Annotated in this window: 11 protein-coding genes and 1 pseudogene; 9 read left to right on the top strand and 3 right to left on the bottom strand. The window is 70.7% G+C overall.

What is annotated here, in order from left to right:
- Nucleotides 1–293 precede the first annotated feature (293 nt).
- Both B4V06_RS13390 and B4V06_RS13385 read left to right on the top strand, forming a co-directional pair.
- Complete coding sequence (locus tag B4V06_RS13390; RefSeq protein ID WP_176329415.1) at nucleotides 294–1,415, top strand: N-acetyltransferase DgcN family protein; 1,122 nt, start codon at nucleotides 294–296, stop codon at nucleotides 1,413–1,415.
- Nucleotides 1,412–2,461, top strand: coding sequence for a dipeptide epimerase (locus B4V06_RS13385; RefSeq protein WP_123112475.1), 1,050 nt, complete (start codon nucleotides 1,412–1,414; stop codon nucleotides 2,459–2,461). The genes B4V06_RS13390 and B4V06_RS13385 overlap by 4 nt, the downstream gene beginning before the upstream one ends.
- Before the next feature lie 50 nt (nucleotides 2,462–2,511).
- Here B4V06_RS13385 and B4V06_RS13380 read toward each other — a convergent pair whose 3' ends face one another.
- Nucleotides 2,512–3,444 carry a PspA/IM30 family protein gene (locus tag B4V06_RS13380; protein WP_123112474.1) on the bottom strand — a complete coding sequence of 311 codons (933 nt, stop codon included), beginning with the start codon at nucleotides 3,442–3,444 and terminating at the stop codon, nucleotides 2,512–2,514.
- A gap of 165 nt (nucleotides 3,445–3,609) precedes the next feature.
- On the opposite strand from B4V06_RS13380, the gene B4V06_RS13375 reads away from it, so the two are divergent.
- The gene (locus tag B4V06_RS13375) at nucleotides 3,610–4,581 is read left to right on the top strand and encodes a sugar phosphate isomerase/epimerase family protein (protein ID WP_123112473.1); all 972 of its coding nucleotides are present in this window, start codon (nucleotides 3,610–3,612) and stop codon (nucleotides 4,579–4,581) included.
- 15 nt (nucleotides 4,582–4,596) lie between these two features.
- Complete coding sequence (locus B4V06_RS13370; protein WP_498170200.1) at nucleotides 4,597–5,769, top strand: Gfo/Idh/MocA family protein; 1,173 nt, start codon at nucleotides 4,597–4,599, stop codon at nucleotides 5,767–5,769.
- 46 nt (nucleotides 5,770–5,815) lie between these two features.
- Here the strand turns inward: B4V06_RS13370 and B4V06_RS13365 are convergent, their stop codons facing one another.
- Nucleotides 5,816–6,289, bottom strand: coding sequence for a type IV pilin domain-containing protein (locus B4V06_RS13365; protein ID WP_498170199.1), 474 nt, complete (start codon nucleotides 6,287–6,289; stop codon nucleotides 5,816–5,818).
- Nucleotides 6,290–6,460: 171 nt separating this feature from the next.
- Between B4V06_RS13365 and B4V06_RS13360 the strand changes: the two genes are divergently transcribed.
- Both B4V06_RS13360 and B4V06_RS13355 read left to right on the top strand, forming a co-directional pair.
- Nucleotides 6,461–7,075: a YIP1 family protein gene (locus B4V06_RS13360; RefSeq protein WP_123112470.1), complete on the top strand. Its 615-nt coding sequence runs from the start codon at nucleotides 6,461–6,463 to the stop codon at nucleotides 7,073–7,075.
- A gap of 150 nt (nucleotides 7,076–7,225) precedes the next feature.
- Nucleotides 7,226–9,457, top strand: a complete 2,232-nt coding sequence (locus B4V06_RS13355; protein WP_498170198.1) for a DHH family phosphoesterase — start codon at nucleotides 7,226–7,228, stop codon at nucleotides 9,455–9,457.
- An 82-nt stretch (nucleotides 9,458–9,539) separates the two neighbouring features.
- Here the strand turns inward: B4V06_RS13355 and fer are convergent, their stop codons facing one another.
- Nucleotides 9,540–10,196, bottom strand: coding sequence for a ferredoxin Fer (gene fer / locus B4V06_RS13350; protein WP_498170197.1), 657 nt, complete (start codon nucleotides 10,194–10,196; stop codon nucleotides 9,540–9,542).
- A gap of 122 nt (nucleotides 10,197–10,318) precedes the next feature.
- Between fer and fen the strand changes: the two genes are divergently transcribed.
- The 3 genes and pseudogenes from fen to gcvPA form a co-directional block, all read left to right on the top strand.
- Nucleotides 10,319–11,296 carry a flap endonuclease-1 gene (fen, locus tag B4V06_RS13345; protein ID WP_123112467.1) on the top strand — a complete coding sequence of 326 codons (978 nt, stop codon included), beginning with the start codon at nucleotides 10,319–10,321 and terminating at the stop codon, nucleotides 11,294–11,296.
- Between the two features lie 270 nt (nucleotides 11,297–11,566).
- Nucleotides 11,567–11,950 (top strand): glycine cleavage system protein GcvH, encoded by a 384-nt coding sequence (gene gcvH, locus B4V06_RS13340; protein ID WP_123112466.1) that lies wholly within the window; start codon nucleotides 11,567–11,569, stop codon nucleotides 11,948–11,950.
- A gap of 171 nt (nucleotides 11,951–12,121) precedes the next feature.
- Nucleotides 12,122–13,125 (top strand): annotated as a pseudogene (gene gcvPA, locus B4V06_RS13335) (aminomethyl-transferring glycine dehydrogenase subunit GcvPA); the annotation flags it as partial.

Raw genomic sequence — 13,125 nt, 5'->3', positions numbered from 1 at the left:
GTGCTTGCGTCGCCTCCGCGGCCCTCGCGGCTGCCCCTTTGAGTCCCATCCCAACCCGTCCCGCGACCGCAGCCTCACACCTCCCCAGCCTCGTCGGACCGGCGCAAGTGCGCCGGTCCGACTCCCTCGCGCTCGGTTCGCGGCCTGTCGGCCGCTCACCGGGGCGCGCCACCGCAGCTGTTTTATAAATAGTCTCGACGCTGTCCGCAGTTCTTCGGACGACGACGAAGCCGTCGATCGACTCGCGGACTGACCCCGACTCTTTTAAGCCCGGCCGGGGCGACCGGCCGGACATGAGCGACGAACGGATCGTCATCCTCGCCCACGAGAAGTTCCCCGACCGCGCGAAGACCGCCCTCGGCGTGATGCGCTACGGCGACCAGGACGTGCGGGCCGTCCTCGACCGCGACCGCGCCGGCGACCGCGTCGGCGACCACGTCCCCGACGTCGCGGACGCGCCGATCGTCGAGTCGTTCGACGAGGCGTACGCGGCCGCCGACGGCGACGTCGACGCCTTATATATCGGAATTGCCCCGATCGGCGGCGGCTTCGACGAGTCGTGGCGGGGGGACGTGGAGGCCGCGATCGAGGCCGGCTGCGACGTGGTCAGCGGACTCCACTACTTTTTAAACGAGAACGAGGAACTGGCCGCGCTCGCGGACGAGCACGGCGTCGACCTCGTCGACGTCCGCGAGCCCGACGACGACCTGACGGTGGCGACGGGGGCATCCGGCGACGTCGACGCCGACGTGGTGTGCACGGTCGGCACCGACTGCTCGGTCGGGAAGATGACCGCCTCGCTGGAGATCGTCGCCGCCGCCCGCGAGCGCGGGATCGACGCCGCCTTCGTTCCGACCGGTCAGACCGGAATCATGATCGCCGGGTGGGGGAACCCGATCGACCGCGTCGTCTCCGACTTCACGGCGGGCGCGGTCGAGGACATGCTCGTCGAGGTCGGCGACGCCCACGACCTCCTCGTCGTCGAGGGCCAGGGGAGCATCATTCATCCCGCCTACTCGGCGGTCACCTGCGGTATCCTCCACGGCTCGATGGCGGACGGGCTCGTCCTCTGTCACGCCGCGGGCCGCGAGGCGGTCCACGGCTACGAGTCGTTCTCGCTCCCCTCGATCGAAGAGTACGTCGACCTCTACGAGGGGCTCGCGGCGCCCGTGCGCGAGGCGAGCGTCGTCGCCGGTGCGCTCAACACCAAAGACGTCGCCGACGACGGCGCTGCCGCGGACGCGGTCGCCGACTTCGGCGACGCGCTCGGGACGCCCGCCGCCGACCCGGTCCGCGACGGTGCCGAGGCGATCGTCGATGGCATCGTCGACGCGGGGCTCAGCGGGGAGACCGCGGCCGCCGACGGGGGGGCCACCGACGAGGGGGCCGTCGACGGGAGGGCCGGCGGCGAATGAGCCTCGAGACAGAGTTCGAGCGCGTCTCGCTCCCGCTCGAGAACCCGTTCACCATCTCGCGGGGCACCCAGACCGAGGCCGAGAACGTGATCGTCCGGATCGCCGACGAGGCCGGAATGACCGGCGTCGGCGGCGCCGCGCCGTCGGCTCACTACGGCGAGACGGCCGCCACGGTCGAGGCGGTGCTCCCGGAGCTCCTCTCGGTCGTCGAAGCGGTCGGCGACCCGCACGCGCTCCACGAGATCGAGTCCCGCATGGCGAGCGCGATCGGCGACAACCCGGCCGCTAGGGCCGCCGTCTCGACCGCCGTCCACGACCTCGCCGCGAAGCGGCTCGGCGTCCCGCTCCACCGGCTCTGGGGGCTCGACCCCTCGACCGCGCCGAAGACCTCCTACACGGTCGGGCTCGACGAGACGGAGCGCGTCCGCGAGAAGGCAGCAGCCGCGGTCGAGGCCGGCTACCCGATCCTCAAGATCAAGCTCGGCACCGACCGGGACCGCGAGCTGATCGACGCGGTCCGCGAGGCCGCGCCGGACGCCCGCCTCCGCGTCGACGCCAACGAGGCGTGGACCCCCCGCGAGGCGGTCGACAAGAGCGAGTGGCTCGCCGAACGCGGCGTGGAGTTCGTCGAGCAGCCGGTGCCCGCCGATGACCCGGAGGGGCTCCGGTTCGCCTACGAGCGGTCCGCGCTCCCCATCGCGGCGGACGAGTCGTGCGTCACGCTCTCGGACATTCCCGCGATCGCCGACCGCTGCGACATCGCGAACCTGAAGCTGATGAAGACCGGCGGTCTGCTGGAGGCGCGACGGATGATCGCCGCCGCGCGCGCCCACGGGCTGGAGGTCATGTGCGGCTGCATGATCGAGTCGAACGCGTCGATCGCGGCTGCGGCGGGGCTCGCACCCCTGCTGGACTACGCCGACCTCGACGGCTCGCTGCTGCTCGCCGAGGACCCGTACGACGGGATCGACATGAAAGGCGGAGCGATCCGGCTCGAAAACCAGGAGCGGGCGGGGACCGGGGCCCGGCCGAGCTCGGAGCAGTAACGCGTCGGTTTCTGCGGCCCGGAGGCGTCAGTTTCTGCGACCCGTTCGCCTCAGTTTTTCGGCTCGTCTGCGTCGACTTCCGACTCCTCCAGCTCGACGTCGAGCTCCTCGTCGATGTCGGCGTCGCCGTCGTCGCCGGACTGCGTCCGGCTGCCAGAGGCGCGTTGCGCCTCGCTGTCGAGGTCCGCTTCGAGGTCGTCCGCGTTCATCTCGTTCTCGATGTCCGCCAGCTCCGCGTCGATGTCCTCGTCGGCGTCGACCTCGTCGCCGCCGTTCGCGGGCTCGCCCTTTCCGAGCTCGCCTTTGAGCGTCTCCAGCTCGGCGTCGACCTCGCTGTCCGTCGAGAGGCTCTCCAGCTCGCGGTCGATGCTGTCCTTGTCGGAGAGCGCGTCCTCGAACGCGCCGGACTCCTCCAGCTCGTCCATCGCCTCGGCGCGCGCCTCCATCTCCTCGGTGCGCTCCTCGGCGCGCTCGATCGAGCGGCTCACGTCCTCCATCTCGTCGCCGACGCCGGTCATCGCCTCGGAGACGCGCGAGGAGGCCTCCGCGGCCTCGTAGCGGGCCTTCATCGTCTCTTTCTTCGTGCGGAACTCCTCGATGCGATTCTGGAGCTTGTTCTTCTTCTCGACGAGCTGCTCTTGGGTGTCGTTCAGCTTCGCGATCTGGCCTTCCAGCTCCTCGATCTGCGTCATCTTCGACTTCTTTTTCTCGAGGGCCTTGCGCGCGAGGTCGTCGCGGTCCTGCTGGACCGCCTCGCGCGCCTGTCGGTTGTGCTTCTCGACGTTCTCCTCGAGCTTGCGCTTCTGGATCTCCAGGCGCTTCTTCTGGGTCGTCAGGTCGGCGATCCCCTGCTTGACGTCCTGGAGCTCGTCGCGCATCTGTTCGTACGAGTAGTCGAGCGACTCGGTCGGGTCCTCCGCTCGGTTCAGGAGGGCGTTCACCTTCGAGCGGATGACGTAGGAGGCGCGCGAGAGGATTCCCATGTCCCGGCTTACGCGTTCCACCCGTTAAAACCTCATGTAGTTCCCGGGCCCGCGCGTGGCCGGAACGGGGGCCGAAACGCCCGGAACGGGGCCGGAAGTCGGTCGCGGGGCCACCCGGGCCATCGGTCCTGAAGATTTATTCGGGGTGTTGTACTATCCCCGCGTATGGACATCGGCGTACTGACCGTTCCGTTGGGGGGAGAATCGATCGACGACGCGGCAGCGTACCTCGACTCCGTCGGGGTCGACGCGGTCGAGCTGGGCGTCGGCGGGTGGCCGGGCGAGGACCACGTCGACCGCGAGGCGCACCTCGCAGACGAAAGCGCGCGCGAGGAGCTGCTCGACCTGCTCGACGGTCACGACCTCCGGATCTCGGCGTTGGCGACCCACAACAACCCGCTGCATCCCGACGAGGAGCGCGCCGCGGCGGCCGACCGCGAGCTCCGCGAGGCGATCGAGCTCGCCGATCTGCTCGGCGTCGACACGGTGACCTGCTTCTCCGGGCTCCCCGCGGGCGCGCCCGGCGACTCGACGCCGAACTGGATCACGGCGCCGTGGCCGACGGAGCACGCCGACGCCCACGAGTACCAGTGGGACGAGGTCGCGATCCCGTACTGGCGTGACCTCGCGAAACACGCTGACCACCACGGCGTCGACGTGGCTATCGAGATGCATCCGAACATGCTCGTCTACGAACCGACCGGGATGCTGGCGCTGCGGGAGGCCACGAACGAGCGGATCGGCGCCAACTTCGACCCGTCGCACCTCTACTGGCAGGGGATCGACGTGACGGAGGCGATCCGCTTTCTGGGCGACCACGACGCGATCCACCACGTCCACGCGAAGGACACGAAGGTGTACGACGCCAACGCCAGGGTGAAGGGCGTGCTCGACACGACGAGCTACACCGAGGAGCCCGACCGCTCGTGGCTGTTCCGGTCGATCGGCTACGGCCACGACGAGGCCCACTGGAAGGACGTCGTCTCGACGCTCCGGATGGTCGGCTACGAGGGCGCGCTCTCGATCGAACACGAGGACTCGCTCACCTCCTCGCGCGAGGGGTTGGAGAAGGCGGTCGACGTGCTCGACCGCGCGGTCTTCGAGACGCGAGCGGGCGACGCCTACTGGGCGGAGTAGACGGAGGGCGATATCATGACACAGCCACTCAAGATCGGCGTGCTGGGGTATCGGTTCATGGGGAAGGCGCACGCGAACGCGCTGGCGCGGCTGCCGATGTTCTTCCCCGACGCGCCCGACGTCGAGCGCCACACGCTCGTCGGCCGCGACGAGGAGGCGCTCGCGGAGGCCGCCGACCGGTTCGGCTTCTCGCACACGGCGACCGACTGGGCCGCCGCGATCGACGAGGTGGACGTATTCTACAACCTCGGCCCGAACCACGTCCACGCGGAGCCGTCGATCGCGGCCCTCGAGGCGGGCGTGCCCGTCCTCTGCGAGAAGCCGCTCGCGCCGACCCTCGACGAAGCGGCGGCCATGCGCGACGCCGCCGCCGAGGCGGACGTCCCAGCCGGAACCGCGTTCAACTACCGGTTCGTCCCGGCGATCCGCTACGCGAAGGGGCTGATCGAGGACGGCGAGCTCGGCGAGATCCGTCAGGTCCGCGGGCGCTATCTCCAGGACTGGCTCGTCGATCCCGAGGCGCCGTGGGCGTGGCGCATGGACGCCGACATGGCGGGCTCCGGCGCGCTCGGCGATCTCGGCGCGCACACGATCGACCTCGCGGACTTCCTCGTCGGCGACGAGGTCGGCGAGATCGACCGCCTCTCCGGTCACCTCCGGACGTTCGTCGACGAGCGCCCCGTGTACGCCGACGGCGACTCGGGGGAGGACGGTGACGGCGGCGACGACGCTGACGACCCCGCCGTCGAGGAGTACCGCGACGTGACGGTCGACGACGCCTACTCCGCGCAGGTCGCCTACGAGTCGGGCGCGACGGGAACCTTCGAGGCGACCCGGTTCGCGACCGGCCACAAGAACGATCACACGGTCGAGGTCCACGGCTCGAAGGGGAGCCTGAAGTTCTCCTTAGAGCGGCTCAACGAACTGGAGGTGCTCCGGGAGGGCGACCGCGGCTACCAGACGGTCCTCGTCACCGACGAGACCGACCCGTACGTCGACCACTGGTGGCCCCCCGGCCACGTCATCGGGTGGGAGCACACCTTCGTCCACGAGAACTACGAGTTCCTCTCCGCGGTCGCCGAGGGCGGTGAGTTCTCGCCGTCGTTCGCCGAGGGGTACGCGGTCCAGGAGGTCCTCGACGCGATCGAGCGCTCCGACGAGCGCGGCGAGTGGGTCACAGTCGAGTGAGCGCTCGCGAGCGGGCGTTCACTCCGACCGCTCGCCCGGCCCGGCGTCAGACGCCGACGCCGACGCCGCCGCCCGGCGTGCTGCCGCCGTTGTCCTCGCTCCATTCCTGGATCGCGGAGTCCTCGCCGTTATAGGTGCCGAGGGTCTCGCGGGTGTCGAACGCGACCGGCTCCCAGACCACGTCGAACTGCTCGTTCCCGGTCGCGTTCGGCACGACCACGCGATCGCCGGGTTCGACCACCCCGTCACCGGGCCACGCGCCGAACTCGACCTCGCCGTCGGGGTCCTCGCCGCGGACGTACAGCTCCTCGGCCGGGACGGGCTCGGGGCCGGCGGCGACGACGACGAGGTCGCCGTTCTCGTGTTCGACCTGGAACTCCGCGTCCGGCGGCGCGACCCCGTCGATCAGGCCGAACATCGCGGCTCCCACGACCGCCAGCAGCAGGACGACGACGCCCACGAGCAGCCCCGTGCCGGCTATCGGGGTGAACCCCCGTTCGTCGTTCCTGAACCCTCGCATTCGACTACCGCTCCGCGCGGCCCGGTATAAGAGTTTACGCGCCGCTTATCAGACGAGAGAACGGGTGACCCACGAGAGTGCGGGGAAGTCCGCCGTCGCCCGTGTCGGGTCGCCGCGCGGTCCGCCGCGCCGAACCGGAACCCCGTTATTCCACCCGTCCGAAAGGCGCACGTGACATCGTGGATCGAGGACCCGGCGGGCGGGCGAGCGCGGGGGCCGCGCGGGCTCGCTCGCGCCTGGGTCGAGGCGCTCGTCCGGCCGCGTCGCCTCTTCGCGAACGGCGTGGCGCCCGGCGATCAGGCCCCCGCGCTGACGTTCGCCGTCGCCGTCGCCGCCGCGTTTGCGCTCGGCTGGATGGCCGCCGACCCGTCCGCCGTTCCGGGGATCGTCGCGTCCGTGCCCGTCTCCGCGCTGATCGCCTTCCTCGTCGTGGTCGCGCTCGCGGCCCCGGTCGGACTGCACCTGACCGCGGCCGTCGCGACCGTGAGCGTGATCCTCGCCAGCGTCGAGTTAGACGACGGGCTCTCGCTGCGGGACCGCGGCGGGGTCAGCGAGACCGTGCAGGTCGTCGCGTACGCGAGCTCGCCGATGGCGCTCGCCGGGCCGCCGGTCCCGGCGCTGCGGATCGCCTGCGGCGCGTACGCCGCGGCGCTGCTCCTGATCGGGTTCCGGGTCGTTCACGGGACCTCGTGGCCGCGCACGCTCGTCGCCGGGGTCCCGCCGGCCCTGCTCGGCTACGGCGTCGGCTACCGCGTGATCGCGTCGGTTCGGACGGTCCTCGCGTAGCGGCGGGAGTGCGGTCACCTCGAACGGCGGGGCGCCCGGAGCGGTCTCGCTCGTTCGTGCCCGGAACTCGCCGCCGCGGTCGTTTCCGTCGAGTAGCTCCCGCGAGGCTTTCGACAACCGTTTTAGGCCCGAGGCTCTCGGTGTACTCAAATGGGATCCTGTATCATCTGTGGCGTCGACGTCGACGGCGGCGGTCGCATCTGCGACCCGCACCAGGAGGACGTCGTGTTCGACTTCCGCGGAAACTCCCCCGACCAGCTCGTACCGGACCGGTTCTACCGCGGCGTCGTCGACGGCTACGCCGAGTTCGGCGTGTTCGTCGACCTCGCGCCGGGCGTGACCGGACTCCTCCACCGCTCCGAGCTCGACCGGCGTCTCGACAGCCTCGACTGGGAGCCCGGTGACGAGGTGTTCGTCCAAGTGAAGGGCGTCCGCGACAACGGGAACATCGACCTCGCGTGGTCGATCCGACAGGCCGACCGCGAGTTCCGCGGCGTGCTCGTCCAGGACGGCGACACCGAGTACCTCCCGGAGGAGGACGGCGATGAGGACGCGGCCGAAGCGAACGAGGCCGCCGTGGCCGACGACGCCGAGGTTGAGGGCGCTGCCGAGATTGAGGGCGCTGCCGAGATTGAGGACGCCACCGAGACCGACGACGAAGCGACTGAATCCGAGACCGACGACGAGTCCGTCGACGCCGTGAGCGAGGACGCCGACGAAACGGCGGAGACGAGCGAGACGGTCGACGCGACCGAGGCAGCAGGCACCGACACCGCCGACGAAAGCGAGGCCGAGGCCGAGACCGAGAGCGGGGCGGAGGCCGAAAGGGAGAGCGAGGCCGAAAACGAGACCGACACCGAGAGCGAGGACGACCTCGACGACGACCGCGAGCGCGTCGAGATCGGGACCCTCTCCGAGGCCGTCGGCGACGCGGTGCGGATCGACGGCGAAGTGGTCGGCGTCCGGCAGACCGGCGGTCCGACCGTCTTCGAGGTCCGCGACGAGACCGGCGTCGTCGACGTGGCGGCGTTCGTCGAGCCCGGCGTCCGGGCGTACCCGGACGTCGAGGTCGGCGACGCGGTGCGGATCGACGGCGAGGTCGAGAGCCACCGGGGCGACGTGCAGGTCGAGTCCGAGGCGCTCGTCCTCCTCGAGGGCGAGGGGGCCGAGACGGTCCGCCGCCGGCTCGCGGAGGCGCTCACCGACGAGGCGCGTCCCGACGGGCTCCAGCCGCTCGCGGGCGACGAGACGGTCGCGCAGCTCGCCGACGGACTGCTCGACGCCGCGGAGGCGCTCCGCCGCGCGGTCCTCGAGTCGCGCCCGATCGTCGTGCGCCACCCCGCCACCGCCGACGGCTACGTCGCCGGTGCGGCGGTCGAGCGCGCCGTGCTCCCGCTGATCCGCGACGAGCACGCCAAGAGCGACGCCGAGTACCACTACTTCACCCGACGACCGCTCGACGACCCGGTGTACGGGATGGACGCGGCGACGAACGACGCGACCCGCATGCTGCAGGACCGCGACCGCCACGACGAGAAGCTCCCGCTCTTCTTACTCGTCGGCACCGGCTCGACCGTCGAGTCCGCGGACGGCATCGACCTGCTCTCCGTCTACGGCGTCGACGCCGTCGTCGTCGACGCCGAGGTCGCCGACCCCGAGACCCGCGAGGCCGTCGACACGCTCGTCTCGCCGGAGATCGAGTCGGTCGAGGGCGACCTCTCGACGGGCGCGCTGGTCGCCTCGCTGGCCTCCGCGGTCAACGACGAGGTCCGCGACGACCTGCGGCACCTCCCGGCCGTGAGCTACTGGGCGGACACCCCGGACCGCTACGTCGACCTCGCTCGCGACGCGGGCTACGACGTCGAGCGCGTCGCGGAGCTCCGCGAGGCCGTCGCGCTGGAGGCGTACTACCAGTCGTATCAGGACAAGCGCGAGCTGGTCGCCGACCTCCTCTTCGAGGACGGCGGCAACCTCGCGGCGCACGTCTCCGAGCAGTTCCGTGAGAAGCTGGAGACGGAGGTCGAGACCGCGACCGCGAACGTCGTCACCGAGGCGGTCGACGGCGTCGAGTTCGACGTGCTCGACACCGACGGCTACACGCACCGATACGACTTCCCGCCGACGCCGCTCCTCCTCGACGACCTCCACCGCCGCCGCGTGAACGGCGAGGCGCACGCGACCGTCGGCATCGGCACCGACGAGCTGTACCTCCGGACGAGCGAGGACGTCTCCGTCCGCGACGTGGCCGAGCGCGCGGCAGAGCTCGCGCCCGCCGCCGACGTCACCACGGCCGGGCTCCGCGAGGGGAAAATCGAGTTCCTCTCGGGCGAGCGCGACGCCGTCGAGGACGCCGTCGTCGCCGCCGTCGCCGAAGCGTTCTGATCGGAGGCGAATCGGTTCGAGGCCCGCCGCCGCGGTTTCTTTTATAAGAGCAGCGCCATCTCGACGTCGGTCCCGAGGACGGTCACCGCCGCGTGAACGGCCCGGGCGGGAGGATGAGGTCGTCGAGCTCGGCGAGGTGTTTCACGTTGAACACGACCTTCAGCTCGTCGCTCAGCGGGTAGCCGTTACACGAGAGCCGGAACCCGCGCGCCGCCAGCTCATCGGGCATGATGTGGTTGGCGGGCTGCGAGAGGTCGCCCTCGACGAGGTACACCGCGCAGTTCGCGCAGGCCCCGCCGCGACAGGAGAACGGCCACCCGAACCCGCGGTTCTCGGCCGCCTCCAGCAGGCTCTCGTCCGGCTGGACGAGCAGGCGGCCGTGCTCGGCCTCGCCGAGGTCCGCGTGCGAGGCCTTTTTAAATAGATCGTCGTCGTCGAGCGACCAGCCGTAGTCGGCGAGGGCGTCGTAATCGAGGAACTCGACGCGCACGGGATCGACCTCGGCGGCCTCGTCCCCGTCGTCGGCCAGGTCGACCTCGGTGACGTCGGCGGCGTCGGCCCCGTTTCCGTTTCGGCTTTGCTCGTCGATCTCGCGGTAGGCGCGCCTGACCAGTTGGAACTCCTCGACGGTCCCGCCCTGGTCGGGGTGAGCCTCCTTCACCCGTTCGCGGTAGGCGCGCTCTATCGCGGCCTCGTCCGCGTCCTCGTCGACTCGTAACACCTCGAACGGCGAGACCATTCGGTACCGAATCGTAGTCGACTGACGCACATAAACGCCCCACAAGCCGGCAGCGCGCGGTGGCGGATCGATGCGGCGCGCGAGTCGATGGTTTAAGAGCCGCCGCGCCGAGGGATCGAGTGATGGGAAACGCCGATCTACGCGACCTCGCGGCGATCCGGGACGTCGCCTTCGAGGACATCGGGGGAGGCGTCGTCGCCGTCGACGCGCACAACTGGCTGTACCGGTATCTCACGACGACGGTGAAGTGGACGGCAGACGAGAAGTACACCACCGCCGACGGCGTCGAGGTCGCGAACCTGATCGGCGTCGTGCAGGGGCTCCCGAAGTTCTTCGAACACGACCTGATCCCGGTGATGGTGTTCGACGGGGCCGTCACCGACCTGAAGGCCGACGAGGTCGCGGACCGGCGCGAGAAGCGCGAGCGGGCCGAGGAGCGTCGGGCGGCGGCCCAGGAGCGCGGCGACGCGGTCGAGGCCGCCCGGCTCGAGGCCCGCACCCAGCGGCTCACGGAGACGATCCAGGAGACGACCCGCGAGCTGCTCTCCCTGCTCGACGTGCCGATCGTCGAGGCCCCCGCGGAGGGGGAGGCGCAGTGCGCGCATATGGCGGCGACGGGGACGGTCGACCACGCCGGCAGCGAGGATTACGACACGCTGCTGTTCGGCGCCCCCACGACGCTCCGGCAGCTCACGAGCAAGGGCGATCCGGAGCTGATGGAGCTCGCGGCGACCCTCGACGAGCTCGGGCTGGACCGGCAGGGGCTCGTCGACGTCGCCATGCTGTGCGGCACCGACTTCAACGAGGGCGTCCACGGCGTCGGGCCGAAGACCGCGGTGACGGCCGTGAAGGAACACGGCGACCTGTGGGGGGCCCTCGACGCGCGCGGCGCCGAGATCCCGAACGCCGCGGAGATCCGCGAGCTGTTCATGAACCCGCCGGCGACCGACGTCGACGTCGACGCGGACGTGAACCCCGATGTCGACGCCGCTCGCGCGTACGTCGTCGACGAGTGGGGCGTCGCGGCCGAGGAGGTCGAGCGGGGCTTCGAGCGCATCACGGAGTCGCAGGTCCAGACCGGGCTCGACCGGTGGTCGTGAACGGGGTTGCGGCGAGCACGGTCCCCCGCCTCCCGTCGGGGTCGCAGTCAAGACGGACGGCGAGAGAACGACGCAGTGGCCGCGAACATACCTTTTATTTCCCCGTCGTGGGAAGGATGACCTACACGTGTCGTGGACCACCTCTCGACCGACGATTCCGCCGGTCGGCGCCTCGCGGGGGGCGGCCCGTCGGACCCGCGCGGCGCGGCGGAGCGCGTCGATCCGCTCGCGCGCGCAGAATCGGGTGTCCCACGACGACCACTTTCACCAATGAGCTTCGAAGTTCCCGACGAGTTACGATACCTGGAATCGCACGAGTGGACCACGAGCGACGCCGACACCGTCCGCGTCGGCGTCTCCGACTTCGCGCAGGACGAGCTCGGCGACGTGGTCTTCGTCGAGCTCCCCGAGGTCGGCGACGAGGTGACCGCCGGCGAGCCGTTCGGCGTCGTCGAGTCGATCAAGGCCGTCTCGGACCTGTACGCGCCCGTCTCGGGCGAGGTAGTCGCCATTAACGAGGAGCTGTTCGACCGGCCGGAGCTCGTCAACGAGGACCCGTACGGCGACGGCTGGATGCTCGAGGTCGACGCGACCGAGGGCGGCGAGGCGGAGGGGCTCCTCGACGCCGACGAGTACGACGCGCAGATCGCGTAACGACCGCGGACCGCGGACCGAACCGAGTCCCGGAGCGGGACTCGGCAGCCGACACACCACCATGACCACGCCACCCTTCGACGGACGACCCGGAACCGGACGACAGAGCGACGGCGGACGCGCGGGGGCAAGCCGACGCGCGGGGGCGAGCCAACGCGCGGGGGCGAACCGATGAGCGGGACGGACGGCACCCCGTACGCGCCGCACACGGACGACGAGACCGCGGCGATGCTTTCGGCGATCGGCGTCGACGACGAGGAGGCGCTGTTCGACATCCCCAACGACGTCGCCTTCGACGGCGAGTTCGGGATCGAACCCCGCGCGGAGCGGGAGATCCGCGCGGAGTGTTCGCGGATCTTCGCCCGGAACGACGACCTGACCGAGTTCCTCGGGCGGGGGCACTACGGCCACTACGTGCCGAGCGTGGTCGACCACCTCTCGGACCGCGCGGAGTTCCTCACGAGCTACACCCAGTACCAGCCGGAGATATCGCAGGGGTTCCTCCAGGCGCTGTTCGAGTACCAGTCGATGCTCGTCGAGCTCACGGGGCTCCCGGTCGCGAACTGCTCGATGTACGACGCCGCGACCGCGCTCGGCGAGGCGGCGACGCTGGCGGACCGCGTCCGGTCGACCTCGGGGGACACCGTCCTCGTCCCCGAGCAGCTCCGCGAGGGCAAGCGGGCCGTGCTGGAGAACTACTGCGCCGGCGCCGACCTGACCGTCGAGGCTTATCCGATGGTCGACGGCAACGCCGACGTCGACGCCCTCGCCGACCGCGTCGGCGACGACGTCGTCATGGTGTACGCCGAGAACCCGACGGTCCGCGGCTGTATCGAGGAGCGGCTGGGAGCGGTCGGCGACATCGCGGCCGACGCCGACGCGCTGTTCGTCCTCGGCTCGGACGTCGTCTCGCTCGCGGTCCTCGAGGAGCCGGCGAGCGTCGGCGCCGACGTCGTCGTCGGCGAGGCCGGCGCGCTCGGGCTCCCGACCGCCTACGGGATGGGGCTCGGGATCTTCGCCTGCAGCGACGAGTTCCTCCGGCAGGTGCCGGGGCGACTCGTCGGCGCGAGCGAGGACGCCGACGGCGACCGCGCGTTCACGCTCACGCTCCAGACGCGCGAACAGCACATCCGGAAGGAGCGGGCGACCTCCAACATCTGCACGAACCAGGCGTG

This window comes from Halorubrum sp. B53, from assembly GCF_059752395.1.
This window is presented reverse-complemented; position numbering and strand designations above follow the sequence as displayed.

Excerpts from the sequence above, each read along its gene's own strand:
- B4V06_RS13390 (WP_176329415.1), top strand. The coding sequence starts at position 294 with ATGAGCGACGAACGGATCGTCATCCTCGCCCACGAGAAGTTCCCCGAC.
- B4V06_RS13365 (WP_498170199.1), bottom strand. The coding sequence starts at position 6,289 with ATGCGAGGGTTCAGGAACGACGAACGGGGGTTCACCCCGATAGCCGGC.
- fen (WP_123112467.1), top strand. The coding sequence starts at position 10,319 with ATGGGAAACGCCGATCTACGCGACCTCGCGGCGATCCGGGACGTCGCC.
- B4V06_RS13355 (WP_498170198.1), top strand. The coding sequence starts at position 7,226 with ATGGGATCCTGTATCATCTGTGGCGTCGACGTCGACGGCGGCGGTCGC.
- B4V06_RS13375 (WP_123112473.1), top strand. The coding sequence starts at position 3,610 with ATGGACATCGGCGTACTGACCGTTCCGTTGGGGGGAGAATCGATCGAC.
- gcvH (WP_123112466.1), top strand. The coding sequence starts at position 11,567 with ATGAGCTTCGAAGTTCCCGACGAGTTACGATACCTGGAATCGCACGAG.
- B4V06_RS13385 (WP_123112475.1), top strand. The coding sequence starts at position 1,412 with ATGAGCCTCGAGACAGAGTTCGAGCGCGTCTCGCTCCCGCTCGAGAAC.
- B4V06_RS13380 (WP_123112474.1), bottom strand. The coding sequence starts at position 3,444 with ATGGGAATCCTCTCGCGCGCCTCCTACGTCATCCGCTCGAAGGTGAAC.
- fer (WP_498170197.1), bottom strand. The coding sequence starts at position 10,196 with ATGGTCTCGCCGTTCGAGGTGTTACGAGTCGACGAGGACGCGGACGAG.
- B4V06_RS13370 (WP_498170200.1), top strand. The coding sequence starts at position 4,597 with ATGACACAGCCACTCAAGATCGGCGTGCTGGGGTATCGGTTCATGGGG.